This is a genomic window from Erythrobacter sp. THAF29 (genome assembly GCF_009363635.1).
In the GTDB taxonomy this organism is placed as follows: Bacteria; Pseudomonadota; Alphaproteobacteria; order Sphingomonadales; family Sphingomonadaceae; genus Erythrobacter.
In genome coordinates this window covers 1961096-1984638 of record NZ_CP045392.1, presented here as the reverse complement: position 1 = coordinate 1984638, position 23543 = coordinate 1961096, and the positions used below count along the sequence as shown (strand labels likewise).

27 protein-coding genes are annotated in these 23543 nt (G+C 59.3%); 13 read left to right on the top strand and 14 right to left on the bottom strand.

Annotated elements, in window-relative coordinates:
* Window positions 1–15 precede the first annotated feature (15 nt).
* From glyA to rpsD, 6 genes are all read left to right on the top strand, one after another.
* Window positions 16–1293 carry a serine hydroxymethyltransferase gene (gene glyA / locus FIU90_RS09565; protein ID WP_152435788.1) on the top strand — a complete coding sequence of 426 codons (1278 nt, stop codon included), beginning with the start codon at window positions 16–18 and terminating at the stop codon, window positions 1291–1293.
* Window positions 1294–1299: 6 nt separating this feature from the next.
* Window positions 1300–1761 (top strand): transcriptional regulator NrdR, encoded by a 462-nt coding sequence (nrdR, locus tag FIU90_RS09560; RefSeq protein ID WP_152434536.1) that lies wholly within the window; start codon window positions 1300–1302, stop codon window positions 1759–1761.
* A 5-nt stretch (window positions 1762–1766) separates the two neighbouring features.
* A complete protein-coding gene (locus FIU90_RS09555) occupies window positions 1767–2504 on the top strand; it encodes an RNA methyltransferase (protein WP_370515056.1) in 738 nt (245 codons plus the stop codon).
* Window positions 2505–2519: 15 nt separating this feature from the next.
* Window positions 2520–3368 carry an FkbM family methyltransferase gene (locus FIU90_RS09550; protein WP_152434534.1) on the top strand — a complete coding sequence of 283 codons (849 nt, stop codon included), beginning with the start codon at window positions 2520–2522 and terminating at the stop codon, window positions 3366–3368.
* Between the two features lie 111 nt (window positions 3369–3479).
* Window positions 3480–3740, top strand: coding sequence for a hypothetical protein (locus FIU90_RS09545; protein ID WP_152434533.1), 261 nt, complete (start codon window positions 3480–3482; stop codon window positions 3738–3740).
* Window positions 3741–3938: 198 nt separating this feature from the next.
* Window positions 3939–4553, top strand: a complete 615-nt coding sequence (rpsD, locus tag FIU90_RS09540) for a 30S ribosomal protein S4 (protein WP_152434532.1) — start codon at window positions 3939–3941, stop codon at window positions 4551–4553.
* Between the two features lie 146 nt (window positions 4554–4699).
* Here the strand turns inward: rpsD and FIU90_RS09535 are convergent, their stop codons facing one another.
* The 11 genes from FIU90_RS09535 to FIU90_RS09485 all read right to left on the bottom strand — a co-directional run bounded on the left by FIU90_RS09535 (window position 4700) and on the right by FIU90_RS09485 (window position 13985).
* Window positions 4700–5011 carry a chorismate mutase gene (locus FIU90_RS09535; RefSeq protein ID WP_152434531.1) on the bottom strand — a complete coding sequence of 104 codons (312 nt, stop codon included), beginning with the start codon at window positions 5009–5011 and terminating at the stop codon, window positions 4700–4702.
* 63 nt (window positions 5012–5074) lie between these two features.
* Window positions 5075–7099, bottom strand: a complete 2025-nt coding sequence (locus tag FIU90_RS09530; protein ID WP_234029480.1) for a S9 family peptidase — start codon at window positions 7097–7099, stop codon at window positions 5075–5077.
* Window positions 7100–7172: 73 nt separating this feature from the next.
* Complete coding sequence (gene tgt / locus FIU90_RS09525; protein ID WP_152434530.1) at window positions 7173–8300, bottom strand: tRNA guanosine(34) transglycosylase Tgt; 1128 nt, start codon at window positions 8298–8300, stop codon at window positions 7173–7175.
* Window positions 8301–8304: 4 nt separating this feature from the next.
* Window positions 8305–9072: an ABC transporter permease gene (locus FIU90_RS09520; RefSeq protein WP_152434529.1), complete on the bottom strand. Its 768-nt coding sequence runs from the start codon at window positions 9070–9072 to the stop codon at window positions 8305–8307.
* Window positions 9069–10013: an ABC transporter ATP-binding protein gene (locus FIU90_RS09515; protein WP_152434528.1), complete on the bottom strand. Its 945-nt coding sequence runs from the start codon at window positions 10011–10013 to the stop codon at window positions 9069–9071. Before FIU90_RS09515 ends, FIU90_RS09520 begins: the two co-directional genes overlap by 4 nt.
* A 10-nt stretch (window positions 10014–10023) precedes the next feature.
* Window positions 10024–11061 carry a tRNA preQ1(34) S-adenosylmethionine ribosyltransferase-isomerase QueA gene (queA, locus tag FIU90_RS09510; protein ID WP_152434527.1) on the bottom strand — a complete coding sequence of 346 codons (1038 nt, stop codon included), beginning with the start codon at window positions 11059–11061 and terminating at the stop codon, window positions 10024–10026.
* Between the two features lie 40 nt (window positions 11062–11101).
* Window positions 11102–11791 (bottom strand): peptidylprolyl isomerase, encoded by a 690-nt coding sequence (locus FIU90_RS09505; RefSeq protein WP_152435786.1) that lies wholly within the window; start codon window positions 11789–11791, stop codon window positions 11102–11104.
* A 95-nt stretch (window positions 11792–11886) separates the two neighbouring features.
* Window positions 11887–12399, bottom strand: coding sequence for a pantetheine-phosphate adenylyltransferase (gene coaD, locus FIU90_RS09500; protein WP_152434526.1), 513 nt, complete (start codon window positions 12397–12399; stop codon window positions 11887–11889).
* Window positions 12396–12803, bottom strand: coding sequence for a hypothetical protein (locus FIU90_RS09495; RefSeq protein ID WP_152434525.1), 408 nt, complete (start codon window positions 12801–12803; stop codon window positions 12396–12398). The genes coaD and FIU90_RS09495 overlap by 4 nt, the downstream gene beginning before the upstream one ends.
* Window positions 12800–13708 carry a polyprenyl synthetase family protein gene (locus FIU90_RS09490; protein ID WP_370515200.1) on the bottom strand — a complete coding sequence of 303 codons (909 nt, stop codon included), beginning with the start codon at window positions 13706–13708 and terminating at the stop codon, window positions 12800–12802. The genes FIU90_RS09495 and FIU90_RS09490 overlap by 4 nt, the downstream gene beginning before the upstream one ends.
* Window positions 13709–13715: 7 nt before the next feature.
* A complete protein-coding gene (locus tag FIU90_RS09485) occupies window positions 13716–13985 on the bottom strand; it encodes an exodeoxyribonuclease VII small subunit (protein WP_152434523.1) in 270 nt (89 codons plus the stop codon).
* Between the two features lie 94 nt (window positions 13986–14079).
* On the opposite strand from FIU90_RS09485, the gene FIU90_RS09480 reads away from it, so the two are divergent.
* Genes FIU90_RS09480 through FIU90_RS09460 form a run of 5 tightly spaced genes read left to right on the top strand, consistent with a single transcriptional unit; the run spans window position 14080 to window position 19005 of the window.
* Window positions 14080–14484 carry a DUF2177 family protein gene (locus tag FIU90_RS09480; RefSeq protein WP_152434522.1) on the top strand — a complete coding sequence of 135 codons (405 nt, stop codon included), beginning with the start codon at window positions 14080–14082 and terminating at the stop codon, window positions 14482–14484.
* 24 nt (window positions 14485–14508) lie between these two features.
* Complete coding sequence (locus FIU90_RS09475) at window positions 14509–15183, top strand: hypothetical protein (protein WP_152434521.1); 675 nt, start codon at window positions 14509–14511, stop codon at window positions 15181–15183.
* Window positions 15184–15199: 16 nt separating this feature from the next.
* Entirely contained in the window at window positions 15200–17440 is a 2241-nt protein-coding gene (gene purL / locus FIU90_RS09470; RefSeq protein ID WP_152434520.1) for a phosphoribosylformylglycinamidine synthase subunit PurL, read from the top strand.
* 7 nt (window positions 17441–17447) lie between these two features.
* Window positions 17448–17774 carry a DUF6122 family protein gene (locus FIU90_RS09465; RefSeq protein ID WP_152434519.1) on the top strand — a complete coding sequence of 109 codons (327 nt, stop codon included), beginning with the start codon at window positions 17448–17450 and terminating at the stop codon, window positions 17772–17774.
* 1 nt (window position 17775) lies between these two features.
* On the top strand, window positions 17776–19005 hold the full coding sequence (locus tag FIU90_RS09460; RefSeq protein WP_152434518.1) for a TCR/Tet family MFS transporter: 1230 nt from the start codon (window positions 17776–17778) through the stop codon (window positions 19003–19005).
* Between the two features lie 4 nt (window positions 19006–19009).
* Here FIU90_RS09460 and FIU90_RS09455 read toward each other — a convergent pair whose 3' ends face one another.
* Complete coding sequence (locus FIU90_RS09455; protein WP_152434517.1) at window positions 19010–19837, bottom strand: Coq4 family protein; 828 nt, start codon at window positions 19835–19837, stop codon at window positions 19010–19012.
* Between the two features lie 129 nt (window positions 19838–19966).
* On the opposite strand from FIU90_RS09455, the gene FIU90_RS09450 reads away from it, so the two are divergent.
* Window positions 19967–20653, top strand: coding sequence for a nitroreductase family protein (locus FIU90_RS09450; RefSeq protein WP_152434516.1), 687 nt, complete (start codon window positions 19967–19969; stop codon window positions 20651–20653).
* A 28-nt stretch (window positions 20654–20681) separates the two neighbouring features.
* Here the strand turns inward: FIU90_RS09450 and FIU90_RS09445 are convergent, their stop codons facing one another.
* Together FIU90_RS09445 and serB are read right to left on the bottom strand one after the other, a co-directional pair.
* Window positions 20682–21512 carry a Coq4 family protein gene (locus FIU90_RS09445; RefSeq protein WP_152434515.1) on the bottom strand — a complete coding sequence of 277 codons (831 nt, stop codon included), beginning with the start codon at window positions 21510–21512 and terminating at the stop codon, window positions 20682–20684.
* A 137-nt stretch (window positions 21513–21649) separates the two neighbouring features.
* Window positions 21650–22534: a phosphoserine phosphatase SerB gene (gene serB / locus FIU90_RS09440; protein ID WP_152434514.1), complete on the bottom strand. Its 885-nt coding sequence runs from the start codon at window positions 22532–22534 to the stop codon at window positions 21650–21652.
* Between serB and miaA the strand changes: the two genes are divergently transcribed.
* Complete coding sequence (miaA, locus tag FIU90_RS09435) at window positions 22527–23471, top strand: tRNA (adenosine(37)-N6)-dimethylallyltransferase MiaA (RefSeq protein WP_152434513.1); 945 nt, start codon at window positions 22527–22529, stop codon at window positions 23469–23471. The two genes, serB and miaA, sit on opposite strands and share 8 nt — an antisense overlap.
* The last annotated feature ends 72 nt before the right edge of the window (window positions 23472–23543 follow it).

Genomic DNA, 23543 nt, shown 5'->3' with positions numbered 1-23543 from the left:
GACGTCCTTAATTCGATGGACTCTTTTTGGCATGACGATCTTGCTACAGCCGATCCCGAGATCGCGGAGGCCATTGGCAAGGAGCTGAAGCGCCAGCAGGACAAGATCGAGCTGATCGCGAGCGAGAACATTGCCTCGAAAGCCGTGCTCGAAGCCACGGGCAGCGTGTTCACCAATAAATATGCAGAAGGGTATCCGGGCAAGCGCTACTACGGTGGCTGCGACTATGCCGACGTGGTCGAAACGCTGGCAATAGAACGCGCCAAACAATTGTTCGGATGTAATTTCGCGAACGTTCAGCCCAACTCGGGCTCGCAGATGAATCAGGCGGTATTCCTTGCCCTTCTGGAGCCGGGTGACACCTTCATGGGCCTTGACCTGAATTCTGGCGGACACCTTACGCACGGTTCGCCCGTCAATATGAGCGGCAAGTGGTTCAACCCTGTCAGCTACGGAGTACGCGAGGGCGACGAGCTCATCGACATGGAAGCCGTCGCCGCGACCGCGCGCGAGCACAAGCCGAAACTAATCATCTGCGGCGGAACCGCTTATTCGCGGCTCTGGGATTTCGAGGCATTCCGCAGGATCGCCGACGAAGTAGGCGCTTACCTGCTGTGCGATATGAGCCACATTTCGGGGCTTGTCGCCGGCGGCGCGCACCCCTCGCCCTTCCCCCATTGCGATATTGTCACTTCAACGACCCATAAGAGCCTGCGCGGTCCGCGTTCGGGCATCATCCTCTGGAATGATGAAAAGCTGACCAAGCCGCTGAACATGGCTGTGTTCCCCGGCCTTCAGGGCGGCCCGCTGATGCATGTCATAGCCGCCAAGGCTGTGGCTTTCCGCGAAGCACTCCAGCCCGAATTCAAGAGCTATGCGCACCGGATTGTCGAGAATGCGCGCGCGCTTGCGGCCAGCCTCGAGGAAAGCGGCTTGCGGATCGTTTCAGGCGGCACGGACAACCATTCAATGCTGGTCGACCTTACGGCCAAGAATGTGACTGGCAAGGACGCGGAAAAGGGCCTCGATCGTGCCTGGCTCACTTGCAACAAGAACGGGATTCCGTTCGATACACGTTCGCCCTTCGTCACCAGCGGAATTCGACTTGGCACCCCTGCCGGCACCACGCGCGGATTTGGACCTGCCGAGTTCCGCACGGTGGGCAAGCTGATAGCTGAAGTCGTCGTTGGCCTTTCGAAAAACGGTCCTGAAGGCGACGCGCAGGTGGAAGAGAGCGTCCGCAACCGTGTTGCAGAGCTTTGCGCAGCCTTTCCCGTCTATCCGGAAGCCTGATCCCGCATGAGATGCCCATTCTGCGCTAACGATGACAGCCAGGTAAAAGACAGCCGCCCCACCGAGGATGCCACTTCTATCCGACGTCGGCGACAGTGTTCGTCGTGCGGCGCACGCTTCACTACATTTGAGCGCGTGCAGCTGCGCGAAGTCACAATCGTGAAGTCCGGTGACCGGCGCGAACCGTTTGACCGCTCAAAGATCGAACAATCGGTTGCGCTCGCCTGTCGGAAACGCGACGTCGATCAGGAACGGATCGATCGTCTTGTTTCTGGCATCCAACGGCAAGTCGAAACTGCGGGAGAACCGGAAATCCCATCTTCGAAGCTTGGCGAAATGGTGATGGACGGCCTCAAGCAGATCGATACCGTCGCCTATATCCGTTTCGCGAGCGTCTACCGCGATTTCTCCGAAGCACGCGACTTCGAGGAATTTGCGAGCACCGTCCAAGAAGCGGCGCAGGACTGACGCCTGTGTCGGCGCCTGTCATTGTGCTTGTTCGCCCGCAACTGGGCGAGAATATCGGCAAGGCCGCGCGTGCGATGCTCAATTTCGGACTGAGCGAAATGCGGCTCGTAAAACCTCGTGATGGGTGGCCCAACCCTTCCGCCGGGCCCGCAGCGGCAGGGGCTGACTTCATTCTCGACAATGCAAAGGTGTTTGAAACCACTGCCGAGGCCGTAGCGGATTGCCAGCACATTTATGCAACCACCGTGCGCAAACGCGGCGTTACCAAGCCGGTCGTTGGGCCGGATGAGGCCGCGCGGTTAATGCATACGAAAAAAGGGCGACACGCGATTCTCTTTGGACGCGAGGCATCGGGTCTGGAGACCGAGGATGTCGCGTTGGCGAGACACATTCTCACCGTACCGATAAACCCTGAATTCGGCTCTCTCAATCTCGCGCAAGCGGTGATCCTGGCAGCTTACGAATGGTCGCGGGTTGGCCGCGAAAGGAATGAAGATCAGGGGCTTGTTCAGCCGACCGCTGAAGAGGAACAGCTACCTCCCGCCCCGCAAGATGAACTCGACGGACTGATCGGGCATTTCGAAAAGCTGCTCGCCCCGCGCGGATACTTCTTGCCACAAAGCCGTGCGGATGCCACGCGGCGAACCTTACGCAGCGTTCTGACCAAGCCGGGTTGGAACCACCTCGAAGTGCGCACTTTGCGAGGTATCCTTAGCACGCTTGAACGGGACCCGCGTGAGTGAGCGCGGGATGATTTAATGAACCGCCCCGAAGCGGCCAGCGCCTTTCGACCCGCCTGGCCCGAACACGATCCGCAACGCATGGCTCGCGATTTCCTCCTCTGGAGGCACCTGCGTGTCGTGCGCGCCCGTTCGATGCGCATCCTGCACAAAGCGCTGAGTGGTGGGAGTTCATCCAGGCCTGCCAAGACAGTCTATGGCGTGACGATGTGGCCCAACTGGGGCGACAAGACCTATGCCTATTGCCATTACGGCACCTATGGCACTTATCTCGCCGACCTTATCGCTTCGATCGAAGAGCCGTTCTGCTTCGTGGACATTGGGGCGAACCAAGGGTTGTTTTCGCTGATTGCCGGGCAAAATGCCGCCTGCAAGAAGATCGTTGCGCTGGAACCCGTGCCGCAGACTTATGAGCGTCTCGTCAAGAACATCGCGGCCAACGATTTGGCTAGCCGCACCGAGGCACTGAACTTTGGCCTGTCCGACAAGGCAGGCACCTTCGAAATCACCCTCAGTAAGGGGCATAGCGGCCTGGCGACGCTTGGCGAGCATGGCGACCAGCTTCCGGGCGAGCATCCCAAAGCCAAAGTGCGATTGGAAAAGATGGAGAAACTCTCCAGACACCTGCCCGAAGACCTCCCGCTTTTCATCAAGGTCGATGTCGAGGGGCACGAGGAAACGGTCATCCGGCAATTACTCTCCTCGCCCGAAGCTTCGCGCATCATCGGTATCTTTTACGAGAATGACGATCGCTGGACTGACAAGCATGCGGTCAACGGACTGCTCGACCATGCCGGGTTCGAGCACTCGAGGATTTACGGCCGCGGCAAGCATTACGACGTTCTCGCCACTCCTATCGGTTACTAAGAGGCTGTTGGGCTAAGTCGTTCGTCGAATGATCGGCATTGGCGATAGACAGCGCGCAGCGCGCCCGCTACCTCTCGCTTTCCCTCTCTACCAAACCCAGTGAGATCATTGATGAATGTCACCTTTTCGCGTGTAGCGGTTGCTGCGGCAGTGTTTCTGGCGGTGCCTGCAATGGCCGATGAACCCGAAGCCAAGACGCCCGAAACAGAGCAGGAGGCAAAACCCGAAAAAGGTGTCGCTGCTCCCGCCGCTCCTGAGGCGAAGGAAGAAAAGCGTATCTGCCGCCGCGTAAAGCTCGACATGAGTAGCCGCCGCGGGACCAAGGTGTGCAAGACAGCCGACGAATGGCGCCAGTTCAACCAACGCCGTTGAGCTTGCAAATCCGCCGAGGCGGTAACACCTGAAACTTGACGATGCGCTCATTCCTGCTAATGGGCGCGCTTCTCGCAAGAGATTGGCTCCGCATCCCGGTGAAGCGGCAGCCGCACAGGGCACGATCAGGCCTTGTGGTGCGATGCCGGGTTGAACGTCCACCGCTGGGGTGGATCAGCAAATTGAAGGATACGACTTATGTCGAAGCGCAAGAGCGCCAAGTACAAACTCGACCGCCGGATGGGTGAAAACATCTGGGGTCGTCCGAATTCTCCGGTTAACAAACGTTCCTACGGCCCAGGCCAGCATGGTCAGCGTCGCAAGAGCAAGATGAGCGACTTCGGCCTGCAGCTTCGCGCAAAGCAGAAGCTCAAGGGCTATTACGGTGACGTCACCGAAAAACAGTTCCGCTCCACGTACAAGGACGCCACCCGCATGAAGGGTGACACCGGTCAGAACCTGATAGGCCTGCTCGAGCGCCGTCTCGACATGATCGTCTACCGTGCCAAATTCGCGCCGACGATCTTCGCCGCGCGCCAGATCGTGAACCACGGTCACATCTATGTGAACGGCGTGAAGTGCAACATTCCCTCGCGTCGCTGCGATGTCGGTGATGTTATCAGCCTCGGCAAGAAGGCGCAGGAGATGGCTCTCGTCATCGAAGCGCAGAGCCTGCCCGAGCGTGAAATCCCCGACTATGTCGTTCCCGACGGCAACGACAAGGTGAGCTTCACCCGCGTGCCGAAGCTTGACGAAGTGCCCTACCCGGTCACGATGGAACCGAACCTCGTGGTCGAGTTCTACTCGCGCTGATCCGCGAAGCACTGAAAACGAAACAGGGCGGTCCGAATGGGCCGCCCTTTTCTTTTCGTCCGCCTACGCCCTTGGCTAGTAACGAAAAAGGCGGTCCCGAACGGACCGCCTTCGTGTGTGCCTCTCGAAGAGATTGTTATTACGCGTCAGCCGCGCAAACGATCCCACTTTTCAAACTCGTAGGCGATTGAACCTTCGACAAGCCGTTCCCACAAGTCGGCAACCACCTCGCCGGGAATTCCGCGCGCCTTTGCATCGGCAACCGCAGCCGCGATGACGCTTGCTTTGCGGGCCTCGTCGCGCACCGCCTCACGGTTCGGTTTGATGCGAGCGGCTGCGCGCATGTATCCAAACCGCCGTTCGAGGAGCGCGACCAGCTCGCGGTCTGTGCAATCGACACCCTTTCGGACGTCTGCCATCGTTTCGCAATCTTCGGGGCTCTTGAAGTCACCTGACATGGCCGCCGCTCTGACGTGTCGCAACGGGTTTGTCGAGAGGCTAGATCGCCTTCCCACGCAGTGTCACCGGCCCAACGCTTCGGTAAGAAACGCGTCGATCTTCGTCAGCATTTCCGTGCGAACCTTGCTGTCATCGAGATTGTGCTGGAGATCATCGTATTCACTGTATTGCACTCGCTTTCCTGCGTCCTTCAGACGGTCCGCCATGGCGCGCGAATGGCGCACCTCAACGTTAACATCGCGAGTGGCGTGGAAGAGCGCGACCGGCGCATTGAACTTCTCCGCATGGCGAAGTGGACTGCCTGCCGCAATATGCGGGCCATCACCCAGCTGTTCATCCCGTATTCGTGATGAAGTATAGGCGCGTGCATCGCTGCGCAGATAATTGAGGTCTGTGACCGGAGCGATCGCAACAACGGCCTTATAGAGGTCAGGGGCAACGACCTGCGATTGCAGGGCGGCATATCCGCCATAGGACCAACCGGCAATTGCGAGCTGATCCGGATTGGCGATGCCTTCGCTCACGAGCCAGCGGCCCGCATCGTTTACATCTCCGATTGCGACGTCCCAGGCCTGATAGCCGTTCTTGCCAAACCAGTCCTCTCCATAGCCTGCCGAACCGCGATAGTTGGGTTGGAGCACCGCATAGCCGCGAGCCACCAAGAACTGGACGATCCAATCGAAGCCCCAGTAATCACGCGCCGCAGGTCCCCCATGCGGCAACACGATCGCTGGCAGGTTCTTGCCGTCCGAACCGGGCGGAAGCGTCAAGTAACCGGGAATCTCGGTCCCATCCGCAGCCGGAAAAGATACCGGCTTCATCGGACCCATCAGCTGATCGACGAGGAACTGACGCATGGCGAGCAACTGTTCGAGCTGGCGTGAGCCTTTGTCGTAAAGGTAGACAGTGCCGGGGTCAGTATCGCTGGACGCAATAATCAGCAGCTTACTCTCGTCTGCGCTTGCTCCGACAATGTTGATCAGCGGCTGATTTGGCAACGCCTTGCCAAGGTCTTCGGAAAGCTTCTTCAATTCCTCGTCGAAGTAGGCGACCGAGCGCTTTTCCGTTGCATATGAGACGCCCACTACGCGACGCTGACGACCGATGCGGATCAAGCCATCAACGTCGACATCATCGCGCGCAAACATCACGGAACCTGCAGTCGGATCGGACAGCGGGACTTCGGCGAGCGCGTCGTACCCATCCCTGGCGATGTACCCGAAAGCGCTGTCGCGTCGTCCGTCAACGGCCAAAGGAACAAAGCGCTCCACCGACTTGCCATCGACGACGACGTTGTCGAACTCCCGCCAGCGATTGCTGCCCGACGCACGGAAAAGGTAGAAGAATTTGCCGGTCAGCCGGCCATTCGCGTCATAGCCGGCGCGGATTTTGACCCGCACCTGGCCCTGTTCGTCGGCCACATAACGTATTGCACCGTTATCCGGCTGCTCCGCAACGCGCCTGCGACCATTGCTCACATCAATCTGATCGACGCCCAACCCCTCTTTGGTATTGGCGAGACGCGTTCCGGTTGAACGCTCTTTTACATAGTTTTTTGTCATCAGGATGCGGCCGTTTTGACCGGCCACGTCGAAAGCGACAATGTCACCACCGCTCTGATTGAATCCAAGAGCGCGAAGGCTGCCGCGTTCGGACAGTGACGCGACATCGGACCCGTCATAGTTGATCGCAAACATGCGGTCGAAGCCGACGAGCACGCCATCCGAACCACGACCCATGCCGTCTATCTGGCAGATCAAGCGTTCGTCAGTCGCCCAGCGACACCAAGACAAATCCCCAATCTCTTCAGTATTTTGAGCGATCTGTTTGACACCGCCACCCGCAGCAAGATCGACGACATTCAGCACCTCGCTATGCTCCGGACCGGCCGCGATCCACGCGATCTTGTTTCCGGATGGCGAAAGGCTGATGTCGAGTACCGAGGCGCGGACCCCGTAGCGAGCGGCTACTTCTTCAATGGACTCGCCGTTTTCTCGTGCATCCTGCGCGATGGCTTGCTGCGCTACCAGTCCGGACATGAGCGCAAGAGTGGCGGTGGCGCTGAGCGCCTCGGAAAGAAGTTTCAATGAACTAGACCCCGTTTCTGCGATTCCTACGACCATAAAGTCGAAGTGGTTCATTGCAACCGAAGTCTAGATTTCAGTTTTTGAGATAGTGGCGACGAAAATCGGCAGCGAACTCGGCAAAGCGACTGTCCCGGATAGCCCGTCGCATAGACTGCATGAGCTGCTGGTAGAATGACAGATTGTGCTCGGTCACCAGCATCGCACCCAGTATCTCGCCCGACTTTTGAAGGTGGTGCAGATAGGCACGCGAGTAATGCGAACAGGTGGGGCATTCGCAGCGGTCATCGAGCGGATCTGTATCCTCGGCGTGGCGCGCGTTTCGGAGGTTCAGGGGTCCATTCCAGGTGAAGGCCTGCCCATTGCGACCTGATCGCGTTGGCAACACGCAATCGAACATGTCGATTCCGCGCTCGACCCCACCGACGAGATCGTCGGGCTTGCCAACACCCATCAGGTAGCGCGGACGATCGACAGGAAGCATCTCAGGGGCATAATCGAGTACGCCAAACATCGCCTCCTGCCCCTCGCCCACCGCAAGACCACCAACTGCATAGCCATCGAAACCGATATCGATAAGTTTGTCAGCGCTGATCTTGCGCAGATCGGCGTCAAGCGCGCCCTGCTGAATACCGAAAAGTGCAGAGCGCGCCGCGTGCTCCTCGCCGCTATCGAACCCGTGCCGGCTGCGTTTAGCCCAGCGCATGGAGAGCTCCATGCTCGCCGCGATCTCGTCTCGAGGCCGGTCGGCGCGCGGGCATTCATCGAACGCCATGACGATATCCGAGCCAAGCAGCCTCTGGATCTCCATCGATCGTTCGGGGGTCAGCATGTGCTTCGACCCGTCGATGTGGCTGCGAAACTCGACGCCATCTTCGGTCAGTTTGCGAAGATCGGAAAGGCTCATGACCTGGTAGCCTCCGCTATCGGTGAGGATCGGGCGGTGCCAGTTCATGAAATTGTGAAGGCCACCGAGCATTGCGACACGTTCCGCGCCGGGGCGCAGCATCAGGTGGTATGTGTTGCCGAGGATAATGTCCGCGCCTGTCGCGCGCACGGCCTCTGGCTTCATCGCCTTGACGGTCGCGGCGGTTCCTACGGGCATGAAGGCCGGCGTCTGAATATCACCGCGCAGCATCGAGATCGTGCCCGTGCGCGCACGGCCATCCGTGGCCTCAAGTTTGAACGAAAATCGAGTACTCACGGGATCACTCGCGGAGCCGCCAACCGGTTTTGAAGATGAAGGCGATCACCGCCGTGCAAAGCGCGAGGAAGGCGAGCGTCAGGCCCAGCGACACGCCAATCGATACGTCGGACTGGCCATAGAAAGTCCAGCGCAGTCCGCTCACGAGGAACGCAATTGGATTGGCGAGCGCGATTTTGTCCCACGGCTCGGGGAGCATATCAATCGAATAGAATGTTCCACCGAGAAACGTCAGTGGTGTCAGGATCAGAACCGGAATTATTCCAAGTTTCTCAAAACTATCCGCCCAAATTCCGAGAATAAACCCGAACAGGGAAAAGCTCGCCGCGACCAACATGATGAAACCGACCGCGAACAGCGGATACTTGATCTCATAATCGACGAAGAGCGTGGCCGTGCCGAGGATCACCGCAGCGAGAATCAGGCTCTTGGTCGCCGCAGCCCCCACAAAGCCGATCAGCGTCTCGGCCACACCTACGGGCGCTGAAAGCAGCTCGTAGATCGTACCGGTGAAGCGCGGCATGTAGATGCCAAAGCTCGAATTGCTGGTCGTTTCACCCAACAGTGTCAGCATCAAGAGGCCGGGAATGATAAATACGGCATAATCGACGCCCTGTATCGGCGGCATGCGGTCGCCAATCGCCGATCCGAACACGATGAAATAGAGCGAGGTTGTGAGCACTGGTGCGATCAGCGATTGGAACGCGGTGCGAAACGCACGCATCAGTTCGCGTTGATAGATCGACCAGGCTCCGCGTGCGTTGAAGCTCATTCCGCAGCCTCCCGCTCCGACACGAGACCGACGAAAATATCTTCGAGCGAACTGTCGTGAATGTCGATGCCGGAATAGTCGATACCGGCCGCGATCAAAGCCTTGGTGAGGTCGGCGACTTCCTGCTTCCCCTTCCCGCTCCCATCGCCGCCGCGATAACATATTTCGGTCCCTTCGCGGCGCAGTTCGACGGGGAACCCGGCCACGGAAGGTGGCAGCTCTGTGAGCGGCCTGGCCAGCGTGATGATCGCCTCGGTCCGCCCGAGCCGCTGCATCATTTCCTCTTTTTCATCCACCATCAGGATCTGGCCCTTGCGGATGATGCCCACTCGGTCGGCCATTTCCTCAGCCTCTTCGATGTAGTGGGTGGTGAGGATGATGGTGGTTCCGCGCTCTCTAAGGGCGCTGATCTGCTTCCACATGTCCTTGCGCAGCTCGACATCGACGCCTGCCGTGGGTTCGTCCAGAAAAAGCAGATCGGGCTCGTGAGCCAGCGCCTTTGCGATAAGGACACGTCGTTTCATCCCGCCCGAGAGTTCGCGTATCTGGCTGTCGCGTTTGTCCCACAAGGTGAGGCTCTTGAGGACTTCCTCGATCCGCCCCTTGTCGGGTGCGTGACCGAAAAGACCGCGCGAATAGCTGACGGCGCGCCATACCGTCTCGAACATGTCGGTGCTGAGCTCCTGCGGTACAAGGCCGATCCGTGCCCGCGCTGCGCGCCAGTCCTTCGCGAGATCCAATCCAAAGGCGCGCATGGTTCCGCTTGAGGGCCGCACAAGGCCGCATACCGCACCGATAAGCGTTGTCTTGCCGGCTCCGTTCGGACCCAGCAGTGCGAATATCTCGCCTTTGCGAATCTCGAGGTCCACGTCGTCAAGCGCTTTCGTGCCGCCCTTGTAAACCTTGGTCAGGCCGGAAATAAAGAGGATCGGATCGGACATCTATCGCCGCTTAGGGAAGCAGGAGCGAGGAGTCACCATATGAATAGAAGCGATATTGTTCGCGGATAGCGTGTTGGTAGGCCGCCATCATGCGCTCACGGCCCATGAGAGCGCTCACCAGCATGACGAGGGTTGATTTTGGTAGGTGGAAGTTGGTCATCAGCCCATCGACGCCCTTGAAGCGGTATCCAGGGGTGATGAAAATGTCTGTATCGCCCGCAAAGGGTTGGATCGTGCCGTCATCGCAAGCTGCGCTTTCGAGCAAGCGCAGCGCGGTCGTGCCAACGGCGATGATACGGCTACCACCGGCCCTCGCCAAGTTCAGTCTGTCGGCGGCTTCCTGCGAAATACGACCGAACTCAGAATGCATCTGGTGATCTTCGGTGTCGTCCGCCTTCACCGGCAGGAACGTCCCGGCCCCGACATGCAGCGTAAGCGTCTCTCGCTTGATCCCGCGCGCGTCGATCGCCTCTATCAGCTCGGGCGTGAAGTGCAGGGACGCGGTTGGCGCTGCGACTGCCCCGTCCTCCTTCGCAAACATCGTCTGGTAATCGGCGAGATCCTGCTCGTCGATGCCGCGTTTCTGAGCGATGTACGGCGGTAGCGGCATGGAGCCTGCACGATCGAGCAACACCTCGACCGGCTCATCGCCCTCGAACAACAGGGTCATGCTGCCGTCCGAATGGCGCTCCTCAGCAATTGCAGTAACGCCGCCACCAAAGACCAGTTGATCGCCCTCTTTCACGCGCTTGGCGTTGCGGATGAACGCTTGCCAGCGGCGCAAATCCACACGCTTATGGAGTGTTGCCCCAATTTTCGCCTCACCGCTCGCACGGCGACCTTCCAATTGAGCGGGGATTACGCGCGTATCATTGAATACCAGAACATCGCCCGGCTCGAGAAGTGCCGGCAAGTCCCGCACGCCACGGTCTTCGAAAGGTGCATCCTGTCCACGAACAACCAGCATGCGCGCGGCATCCCGCGGGCGCACCGGTCGAAGAGCTATGCGCTCCTGGGGAAGTTCGAAATCGAAGAGGTCAACACGCATCGGACGCGCGCCTAGCCGCGTCGCTCTCGCGTGAAAAGCCCTACTGTTCGCTGATCGGCGCGCTCAGCATATCTGCAGTGACTTCTTCTTCCATCGTCGCAGGAGCCGAGGGCTGGACCGGGCGCGGCTTGTTATCACTGGCCAGCGATGCCTGCAGGATCCGCGTCGGGTTCTGTGGCGGCTCGCCACGATTTATCGCGTCGACCGCGGCCATGTTCTCGATCACCCGGCCGAAATTTGTGTACCGCTTGTCAAGGCTGAACCGCGGATAGAAGACGATGAAGAACTGGCTGTTCGCACTGTTCTCTTCAGTCGCACGTGCCATCGAGACTGTACCGCGTACATGCGGCATCGGGTTGAACTCCGCTTCGAGATCGGGAAGCTCACTGCCGCCCTGCCCCGTACCGGTCGGGTCACCACCCTGCGCCATAAATCCATCGATCACACGGTGGAAGATAACCCCGTCATAGAAGCCTTGACGGGTGAGCGTCTTGATCCGCTCAACATGGCTAGGCGCCCATTCTGGCATAAGACGGATCTTCACGCGCTCGCCATTCGACAGGTCGAGCACCCAGATATTCTCCAGGTCCTCGGTCGCATCATAGTTGATCGGCACGAAACTGCGCGAGGCCGGCTGAGGGTTCGCCTCCTCTTCATCCTGCGCAAATGCTGCGGAAGGAATGGCGAGTAGCGAAAGAGCGGCTAGCGTGCCGAGTATATTCCTGATCATCATGGTCTTCATCAATTAGTCCAATTTAAGCGCGGTTTAGCGGCGGCCGGCTGACACTTCAATGAATGAGGCGCGCCAATCTACAGCGCTGATCGTTACCAGTCGCCCTTGCGTCCGATCTTATCGACCCGAGCGACAACTTCATCCCGCACCTCAGCGCTGACGAAAGGCGTAATGTCGCCCCCGTATAGCGCGATCTCTTTGACGAGCTTTGAGGCGATCGGCTGCAGGGAGACATCGGCCATGAGGAACACGGTTTCGATATCGTCGTCGAGCTGCTGGTTCATGCCGGCCATCTGGTACTCGTACTCGAAGTCCGCCACTGCCCGCAGCCCGCGGATTATGACGCTGGCATCCTGGGACTGCGCGAACTTCACCAGCAGCGAGTTGAAGCCAACGACTTCCACGTTGTCGAGGCCTAGCCCGACTACCTCCCGCTCGACCATGGCAAAGCGTTCCTCGGTGGAAAACATAGGGTTTTTGGAGGGGTTTGTGGTGACCCCCAAAATGAGCTTGTCGACCAGCTTCGCCCCGCGCCGGATGATATCGGCGTGGCCGAGAGTGATCGGATCGAATGTGCCCGGATAAATGCCGATGCGAGTTGTCATTGTCGCTCTATCTCCCATTCAATCGCTCCAACCGAGCGATCGTCGGATAACTCGATCCTGATCTTTTCCGTTGTCCCATCATAGAGCTGGGCCGCAAACTTGCCGTCGTCTGTCGAGGTAAAACCGACAGTGTCGAAAGATGCGGACAGAGCTTCGATGCAGGACGGTGGAGCGGTGAAGGCACGGACGAAATAATTCTTGTCGTCCTCCGACCGGTGCACTGCTCCGACCAAATTGGCATCCAGGCATGCCGGGACATCAAAGCGATCCACCAGCGAATTCACCAGGAAGTGCTTCTCCGGAGTGGGCGTCAGCGCGGACTCCTCTTCCGACGCGGCGTCCCCGGCCGAGCAAGCTGCCAGAAAGACTGTTAGCGCGGCGATCGAGGGAATGGCGGTCCTCATCGGTCCCGCTCGACGATGAATTTCGCCAATGCGCGCAGCAGATCGGCTTCGCTGCCGTGCGAGCCCAGGTGCCCGACCGCCTGATCGACCAGGACACGAGCCTGCTCACGCGCCTTTTCGACACCCATCAGTGTCACAAAGGTTTGCTTACCTTGGGTGTCGTCCTTGCGCAGTGCCTTGCCCGCCTTCTCCTGATCGCCTTCGACATCGAGCAGGTCATCCGCAATCTGAAAGGCTAATCCGATATCACGCGCGTAAGCCCTGAGGTGCGCGCGACCTTCGGGCGGTACACGTCCAAGGATCGCCCCCATCTCGACCGATGCGGCAAGAAGCGCCCCAGTTTTGAGTTGTTGGAGGCGCGTAATCGCACGAAGATCGTATTCCACTCCCTCTTGGTCGGCGACCATATCCATCATCTGGCCGCCAGCCATGCCGTTCATGCCGCTGGCAGTGCCGAGCGTAGCGATGAGCTCACTACGCACGAACGGATCGGAACTTGTCTCTGCATCGGCGAGAATTTCGAAGGCAAGCGCATGGAGCGCATCGCCTGCCAGCACTGCGGTCGCATCGTCATAGATCTTGTGCAGTGTTGCCTTGCCGTGGCGCAGATCGTCATTGTCCATGCAAGGCAAATCGTCGTGGATCAGCGAATAGACATGGATGGCCTCGACCGCCGCACCCGCCCGCAATGCGGCGGTGCGATCGACGCCGTAAAGCTCCGCCGTACTGACCAGCAGAAGTGGACGAACACGCTTCCCTCCACCAATCGTCGCATAGCGCATGGCTTCGACCAGCCTTGCACGGGTATCGTCGGGAACAGGCAGGAACGCGTCGAAGACCGAGTCAATCTCGGCCTGGACCCGCTTCAGTCCATCGCCGAGCAAGTCATTGTCTATCCCGACCAGCCCCACTCTAACTCGTCCCGTCGAGCGGGGTTGTACCGGATGGCTTTCCGTCTGCGCCGGTCACGATCTTCTCAATGCGCGCCTGCGCCGCATCGAGCCGCTTCTGGCACGCCGCACGCAACTGCTCTCCGCGCTCATAGAGCGTGATCGATTCATCGAGCGGCACATCTCCTCGCTCCAGCTGCTGCACGATCTGCTCGAGCGCCGTCAAAGCCTGTTCGAAGCTCATTTTCGCAATATCGTCCGCAGATGGTGCGGAACCATTTCCCTCGTCCATGCGCTGGAGCATTGACCGGCTGAGACAGCACGGTCAAGGCTGGCGCTCAACAAACGCCGCCACAAACGAGCGGCGACGAACGGGGACCCTTCAAATGACAAAATATCTCATCGCCTATGTATGCGCCGCAATCGTCTTCGGAGTACTCGATTCGATCTGGCTGCGCTGGGCTGGCCCCAATCTTTATCGCCCCGTCATCGGGGAGATCATGGCGAAGGAATTCGATGTCGGCGCCGCCGCTGCGTTCTATTTTATCTACCTTGCCGGAATGTGCTGGTTCGCAATCAGGCCGGGGCTCGATAGCGGATCGGTCGCCACGGCGCTGCTGAACGGCGTGCTGCTCGGCGCCCTGTGCTACGCGACTTTCGACCTCACCAGCCAAGCGGTTTTCAAGGTGTGGGCAACCAAGGTTTCAGTGCTCGACATCATCTGGGGCGGATTTGCTACCGGGGTGACTAGCGCGGTGACCACTTGGGCGGTGTTGCGCTTCACAAACTGAACGGGGCGCATTGGGGGGCACTACATGTTTATCGGACACTTTGCGCCGGCATTTGCCGCAGCCGCAATCAACCCGCGAGAGCCAAGGCTCGGGACCATGTTCGTCGCTGCGCAGCTTGTCGACTGGGGCTTCTTCGCACTCGCGACCCTCGGGATCGAGAAGATGCGGGTCGATCCCGATGCGACCGTGATGGTCCCGTTCGATCTCTACCACATGCCCTACACGCACAGCCTTGCCGGAACAGGCATATGGGCGGTCTGTTTCGCGCTCATCGTGATGATCTGGCACCGCAATATTCTCGGGGGCTTCCTTGCAGGCATGGTCGTTCTGTCTCACTGGTTGCTCGACTGGGTCACCCACCGCCCCGACCTGACCATTGCTGGCGGCGAGGAAACCTATGGCCTCGGCCTATGGAACTATCCCTCGATCGCGATGCCGCTCGAGATCGGGATCACCGTGGCGGCCTTCCTCTTCTACATACGCCGAACGCGGGGCCCTGTCGGTCCACCGCTAATCCTATTGGCTGTGCTGCTCGTTTTTCAGGCGATCAACTGGTTTGGACCAGAGCCAGATTCGGCGGGCCTTGCTCTTTACTTGCAGGCGTTGGTCGCCTTCGCCATTGCGACCGGTCTTGCATGGTGGGTCGGGGAGAATCGATACTTCACGCGTCGCGGAGGCTTGGCTGCGTCGAGCGTGTGATCTAGGGGGTGCGCCCATGAGCGAAATTACCCCCGAAATTGTCGAACAGCATGGCCTTTCGCCCGAGGAATATGAGCGCGTGCTGCACGCGCTTGGGCGAGAGCCCAACCTTGTCGAACTCGGCATCTTTTCCGTCATGTGGTCCGAGCACTGCTCCTACAAATCGAGCCGCCTGCACCTCAAAAAGCTTCCGACCGAGGCGCCGTGGGTCATCTGCGGTCCCGGCGAGAATGCGGGCGTCATCGATATCGGCGATGGGCAGGCGGCGATCTTCAAGATGGAGAGCCACAACCACCCTTCATACATCGAGCCATACCAGGGCGCTGCGACAGGCGTTGGGGGTATCCTGCGCGATGTCTTCACAATGGGCGCGCGGCCGGTCGCCAACATGAACGCGCTGCGTTTCGGCCGTCCCGATCATCCGAAGATGAAGCACCTTGTGCAAGGCGTGGTCGCCGGGATCGGCGGCTATGGCAATTGCGTGGGTGTGCCGACAGTCGGAGGGGAAACCAACTTTCACCCGGCTTACGATGGCAACATCCTCGTCAATGCAATGACAGTAGGCGTCGCCGATGCGGACAAGATATTCTATTCCGCTGCGACCGGCGTTGGCAATCCGATCGTCTATGTCGGCTCCAAGACGGGACGCGACGGCATTCACGGCGCCACCATGGCGAGCGCCGATTTCGAGGAAGATGCCGAGGCAAAACGCCCCACGGTGCAGGTGGGCGACCCCTTCACCGAGAAACTGCTGATCGAGGCCTGCCTTGAGCTGATGGCGACCGACGCAATTGTCGCAATCCAGGACATGGGGGCTGCGGGGTTGACGTCCTCCAGCGTCGAGATGGCGACCAATGGCAAAGCGGGCATCCGGCTCGACATGGACAAGGTGCCGTGCCGCGAAGAGGGAATGACCCCTTACGAAATGATGCTGAGCGAGAGCCAGGAGCGGATGCTTATGGTCCTCAAACCCGGCAAGGAGGAGATGGCCGAAGCGATTTTCAAGAAATGGGAGCTCGATTTCGCTGTCATCGGAGAGGTCACCGATTCGCAGCACATGGTGCTGGAATTCGGTGGAGAGGTCGTATGCGATATCCCGCTCGGTCCCCTCGCTGCCGATGCACCTGAATATGACCGCCCCTATCTCTCGAAGGCACAATATACTGAGTGGGCGGGCATCACCCCGATGCATGGTGCGCCTGACAGCAGCGACCCGGGAGCGGATCTGAAAAAGATGCTCGCCTCTCCCAATCTCGCTTCGCGCCGCTGGATTGCCGAGCAGTATGACAGTCAGGTGATGGGTGATACGCTCCAGACGGGCGGCGATGCCGGCGTCGTCAGAGTGCACGGCACCAACAAGGCGCTTGCGATCAGTACCGATTGCACGCCGCGCTATGTCTATGCCGACCCGTACGAAGGCGGAAAGCAGGCGATTGCCGAGGCCTATCGCAACCTATGCGCGGTCGGCGCACGCCCGCTCGCCGTGACAAACTGCCTGAATTTCGCAAATCCACAGCGGCCCGAAATCATGAGCCAATTTGTCCACGCCCTGGAAGGTATGGGCGATGCCTGCCGCGCGCTCGATTTTCCGATCGTCTCTGGTAATGTCTCGCTCTACAACGAAAGCAAGGCGACAGGCGGCGGCTCGGCGATCCTCCCGACCCCGGCTATCGGCGGCGTCGGCATCATCGAAAATGCAGCGCATATGATGACCATGGCCTTCAAGAACGAAGGTGACGCAATATACATGATCGCGCCGGAATTCTGGGCCAAACCGGACCCGACCCGTTCGCACCTTGGCAAGTCGCTTTGGCTCGAAATCGTTCACGGGCGCGACGAAGGCCGCGCTCCTCCCGTCGATCTCTCCGCCGAGCGCGGCGCAGGCCAGATCATTCGCCGTTTGATTGAGGAAGGCCTCGTCAACGCCGTCCATGATCTCTCCGACGGGGGACTGGCCGTGGCACTCGCCGAAATGGCAATGGCCGGCGGGATTGGCGCGGAAGTTTCTGCGAATGTCGATTACACCGCCGCGCAGTGGTGGTTCGGCGAAGACCAGGCGCGCTATGTTCTCACGGTCAGCCCGGACAAGATCGACGCATTCAACCGCATCGTTGCCGAAGGCCCGGAAATTCCCGAGGCCGAGACGGTCGGCTTCCACCGCGTCGGCACGGTTAGCGGTGAAAAACTGCTCGGTCAGTCGATCGCGGACCTAAAAGAAGCGAACGAGAGCTTCTTCCGAGACTGGATGGGATCCTGATCGCGCCTTGGAGCTGATTCAGCCGATCCTGCATTACGGAGGGCACTGGTTGGTGCCCTTCGCCCTTGCCTGGGTGTCCTTGCGGGAGAATTGGCTTCGCGCAGGGCTAGTCATCGCGGGTGCAAATCTGATCGACATCGATCATCTGTTGGCCGATCCTATCTTTGATTCCGACCGCTGCAGTATCGGCTTTCATTTGCTCCACGGCTGGGAAGCCGCCCTCGCCTATCTCGCCCTGCTTCTTGTCCCGCGATGGTGGGCGCGCGCTTTCGGTGTCGGGGCGCTCTGGCACTTAGCGGTCGACTATGGCGACTGCCTGATGCAATCACTTTGACATGAAAGACGATATCGCCCCTGCGAAAACGAAATCGACGCTCGGCTTCGTCGCGTTCGTCGTGTTCATCGACATGGTTGGAGTAGGCCTCATCATCCCGGTGATGCCCGCCCTGCTCGAAAGCCTGACCGGCGAAAGCATCGATCGCACGGCGGAAATCGGCGGTTGGCTGATTTTCGCCTACGCGCTGATGCAGTTCCTGTTCGCGCCCATCATCGGCGGACTATCCGACCGCTACGGGCGACGCCCCATCCTGTTAGTGACGCTCTTCCTCCTCGGCGTCGATTACATCATTATGGCCATGGCGCCCGACCTGTGGTGGCTCTTCGTGGGGCGAGTTCTATCAGGCGCAATGGGCGCAAGCTGGGCCGCGGCGAACAGCTGCGTCGCCGATGTCGCGAGCCCGGCGGAACGAGGGAAGTATTTCGGCATTCTCGGAGGTGCAGGAGCCAGCGGCTTCGTCATTGGTCCGGCAGTGGGCGGCGTGCTCGGCAGTTATGGCGACCGGCTGCCCTTTGTCGCGGCGGCAGTGCTGTGCTTGCTTGGTGCGGCACTCGGCTTCTTCATTCTGCGCGAGACGCTTCCGGCTGAGAAGCGCCGACGCTTCACGATGGCGCGCGCCAATCCATTCGGCACAATCGTGCAGATGAGCAAAACTCCGGTCGTCCTAGGTTTCCTCGGGATTATCTTTCTGATGCAGTTGGCATCGCAATCGACCTTTTCCGTTTGGGCCTATTACAACGTCCTGAAGTTCGACTGGAACGAACTCGAAATCGGCCTCAGCGTTGCGCTCTACGGTCTGCTTCTCGCGATCGTGCAAGGCGCGCTGACCGGCATTTCGATCGCGAAATTCGGGGCCAAGGCGACCTGCGTGATCGGTTTTCTTTTCGCGGTGCCCGCTTACGTGCTGTTCGCCTTCGCTCCAGGAAGCTGGGCGATGATTATCGGCATCATACTCGGCAGCTTTGCAGGGCTGACCTTCCCAGCCATGCAGCAATTGATGACAGAGCGGATATCGGACGATGCGCAAGGGGAATTGCAAGGCGCGATAGCTTCGATGATCAGTCTGACGAGCATTTTCGGACCGATCGTAATGACCGGCATATTTGGTGCCTATGCGGACGATACCGGGCTCTTCTTCCCTGGCGCGCCGTTCCTGCTTTCGGTGGTAATCCTACTAGCCGCGCTCGGAGCGCTGCGGTGGAACCTTGCCAGGGTGCGTCCGGTCTGAACTGTCAGGCAGCCTGCGGTCCGGGCCCGTCGCAGCAATCGATTTGCGGCCTTGGTTCGGACAGGCCCAACTCGGAAGCAAGATGCCCTTCTGTTTCGAGGATCTTCAGGCATTCGCGATAGATCGATGGTTCGCGAATACTAAGGCGTGCGCGCGCTTCGTCGATATCCTCGCGCATGACCATCTCGACATCCATGTGGGCGAGCTTTGCCGCCGCCTTCCCATTGCGCTTACCTTCACGCACCGCGGCATAAAGGGGCGCTTTGGTGCCGGTCGTCTTTTTTATCTGCCGGGCACCGGCAAAGGCGATGAAGAGGATGCCGTTATTGTGGTTCTGCGAATAGGAAAAGCCCAGGAGACTCGCTTCGCCAAGAGCATCGCGCCCGTAGCCGGTCAGGACATGAAACAGGTCGTGCGTGTCGCGCAAGCGATTGAAGTACCACTCTGTGAGATCGTCCGGGCGGCTTTCAGGCGGCGCCCATTTATGGCTCTCCTCGACCAGCCCGCGCGCCGTCAGCCCCTCGCGCTTCATGAATGCCATGTAATGCTTGCCGACACTATTATCGGGAAGGTCCGCCCAACGATCGTGATTGTCGAGCATCGCTGGAAGATCGACCTCGGAACGGAGGAAACGCTGGCCGTCCTCCGACTGAATGAACTCCCACGCTTGCCGGTGGCTTTTCTTGCCCTTCGTTGCCTCGATAATGTGAAACACCTGTTCGGTGTCTTCCTTATCCTCGACCAACTTTCCAAAATGATGAAGAACCTTGCGAGGCTGGAAGCCGGACACGGTGCGATCGGGAGATACGAGCGGACGATCGAGCAAAGCCATCGAAGCCTCCAGGAGAACGAGTCGAATTAGGTTCGTGAATTGCAACCTACATTGCTGTCAATTGGCTGTCCAGCCCCGTTTCCGCAACGTTACCCTTCCCTTTGACGCGGGCTGTGCCATGAGAGCTGAATGCGCGAACATGAAACCCTGCCCTATTCACTGGATGCCCTTCCTGACGAGGAAAGTATCTCCCGCGCGTGCGCCATGCGCGATTCCCTGAAGCAGCGGCGCACATGCCGTTACTTTTCCGACGCACCTGTCCCGCGCGAGGTAATCGAAGCCGCGATCGAGGCTGCCGGAACAGCACCGAACGGCGCGAACCATCAGCCATGGCATTTCGCGGTCATTTCTTCGCCGGAAAAAAAGCGCGCGATCCGTCAGGCCGCCGAAGCCGAGGAACGCCGGTTTTACGGAGCGGATGGCGAAGACCCGAAGGCGAGCGAGGAATGGTTGGGCGCGCTCAAAGATCTCGGAACCGACGAGGAAAAACCCTTCCTCGAAACCGCTCCGTACCTCATCGTGGTCTTTGCGCAGCGCAAAGGCGGGATCGAGGAGGATGGCAAGACCCAGAATTACTACGTCAATGAAAGCGTCGGCATCGCATGTGGATTGCTGATCGCGACGTTGCACGAAGCGGGTCTCGCAACGCTCACACACACGCCCTCCCCCATGGGTTTCCTTCGCAAGGAATGCGGGCGGCCCGAATGGGAAAAGCCGCTGATGATCGTCGTGGTCGGCCATCCAGCCGAGGACGCGACCGTTCCGGCGCACGCGCTAAAGAAAAAGCCGCTGAGCCAGATTGCGAGCTGGCTCTAGCTGCTTTTTCTATTCGCCTTGAAAGCGATTAGGCAGAAGCGAGCTTTTCGTCCGGTGTTTTTTCGCTTGCGAGCAAATCGTAGGGATCGATACCCTCTTCGCGCCAAATGCGGTGACACTCGCGGTAAACGGTCGGCTCGGGGATATTCAGCGCCTCGCGCACTGTCTCGACAGGCTGTTTGAGCAATTCGCGGATCGGTTGCTCGATCAGGCGCGCCGCACCCTTGCCGGTGCGCTTCGCCTGACGGACCGCGCCCATCACCGGAGCCTTGCTGCCCCAGACCATCTTCTTGATATTGGCAGCGCCGGCATAGCCGATCAGCAGGTGGCCCTGTGTCGGCGACTGGCCGTGCGTGAAAAGCAGTACGCACTGTTCCCCAAGCGCATCGCGGCCATATCCGGTGAGCACATGGAAAAGGTCATGCGTGTCGCGCGAACGCTCGGCGAACCATTGCACGAGGTCGGGATACTTCGGTCGGCCGAGTTTATCGGATTCGGCCACGAGACCCGCCGCAGTCAGCCCTTCGACTTCCATGAAGTCGCAATAGGCGTGCGCAAGACTGCCCTTGGGCGTTTTGCGTAATTCGGCATGGTCGTCGAGGATTTCCGGAAGGCTTGGCTCTGTCCGACGCAGGATCTCGCCGCGTTCCGACAGCGTGAGATCGCGCACTCGCGGCATGAAGTCCTTGGAAGGAAGCGATTCGTAGATCTTGAAGACAAGGCTCGTATCTTCCTTGTCTTTCATCAGGAGCCGGAAATTCTTGATTGCGCGCGGGAGAGAGTAGCGCGGCGCGGGCCTGTCAGGGTGGCGTAGAACTGTCCCGTCGGCCGCATAAAGGGAGGAGAAGTCTGTCGTCATATGCAAAGGGCCTCAAGGGTGTCGTAGTTGCAAGGTCCGTCTAGCAGACCGTTACTTACATCGATGTTAATAACAGCATTGGGTTCCGTATCAAAACCCTTTTTGCGCACCCTGCCCCGCCAGACGAGCAATTCACCTCAATAGTGGACCCATTCCTTCGTGGGTATCCCAAGGAGCGAAAGGATCGACGTAAGATCTCCCCGGTCGATCCGCCCACTGGCAACTTCCCGTGCCTTTGGTTTGGCGCGAAAGGCAAAGCCATAATTCGCCGCTTGGAGCATCGGGATATCGTTCGCCCCGTCGCCGGCGGCCATGCTGACGGCAGCAGGCCCAAGCTTGCCAACCTCCTCGAGAAGGGTGGCCTTTTTAGTCGAGGCATCGCTGATTGGTCCTGACAAACCTCCGGTCAGCTTACCGTCCGCCACTTCGAGACGATTGCCCACGACCCTCTGAAATCCGAGCTCGTCGGCAACTGCATCTGCAAAGTGATGGAAGCCGCCGGTAACGAGCACCGTCCTCGCCCCCTGCGCGGCCAGAGTGGCCACCAATGATTTTGCGCCAGGTGTGGCGCGGATCCGTTCGGCGAGGCATTGCTGTATTGCGCTCTCGTCCAATCCCTCAAGCAAGCGAACTCGTTCGCGCAAGGCTGCCTCGAAATCGAGCTCGCCTTGCATCGCCCGTTCCGTAATCCCGGCAATCTGGGTCTTTAATCCGGCATAATCCGCGAGTTCATCGATGCACTCCTGACCGATCATGGTCGAGTCCATGTCGGAAACGAACAAATTCGGAGCCACGATTTCACCACGGCACACCAACGAATCCGTCGGCGCAAAAAACCTGTCGATGCCCGCAAGCACCTTTGCCGGATCCGCTTCAGCAAAACTCAATTGCAGCACATCGCCGCAGAAATCGAGCATTACGGCGGAGGCCAGCGGCATACCTTCGGACGCGAACGCATCGGCGGCTGCATCGAGCCGTGTTTCAAGATCCGCAACGTCTGCTATCAGTCTGGCAATGAGCACAAATTCATCTCCGGAAAAGCGGCTCGCGCTCATCGCAGGGCCGACCGCCAGCGGCAAGAGCGCAGTTGCACTTTCCCTCGCCGAGGCGCGTCGCAAGGCCAAGCTGGATTCGTGGATCGTCAATGCTGACAGCATGCAGGTCTACGCCGACATTCCCGTGCTTTCCGCCGCACCGAGCGAAAAGGAGCGCAAGCAGCACCCGCACAGGCTCTATGGCGAATGGGATGGGGCGGAGAGCTGCTCGGCTGCAGATTGGGCGAAGCACGCCAAAGCCGTTATCGCCGAGGCGCACGAAGCCGGTGTCCTGCCCATCCTCGTCGGCGGAACGGGCCTGTACATGAAAGTCCTGCTCGAAGGGATCGCGCCCATCCCGGACATCGAACCCGAGGTACGGGCCGTGGTGCGCGCGATGCCAATCGAAATTGCCTACGAAGCTTTGTTGATCGAGGATCCTACCCGCGCCGCCGATCTTGATCCGGGGGACAGCCAGCGCATCTCCCGCGCCCTCGAAGTCAAGCGATCAACCGGCGTAACGCTGGGCGATTGGCAACAGGCGAAAACCGGTGGGATCGGAGAAGAGGTCGATCTGCACGCACTGGTAATGTTGCCCGAGAGGCAATGGCTGTACGAACGCTGCGACACCCGCTTTGAGGCAATGCTGGAAGAAGGCGCAATCGCGGAGGTCGAAGCGCTGCTCAAGCGTGAGCTTTCGCCCACCCTCCCCGTGATGCGGGCAATAGGCGTCCCGGAGATCGCGGCATTCCTCGCGAAAGACATATCGAAAAGTGAGTTGATTGAGCGCGGTTCGCAGGCGACACGCAACTACGCCAAACGCCAATTCACATGGTTCCGCAACCAGTCGCCGGTAGAATGGAACCGTGTGGAGTCTCAAAATATCGACATCAGCGATAAATTTGCATCATTATTACGTTCTTAACCGTTGACACGATAGATTCTAACGAATAGCGCTATCCGAACGGGCCCAACGCAAACCCCCTGCGTTGGGCCT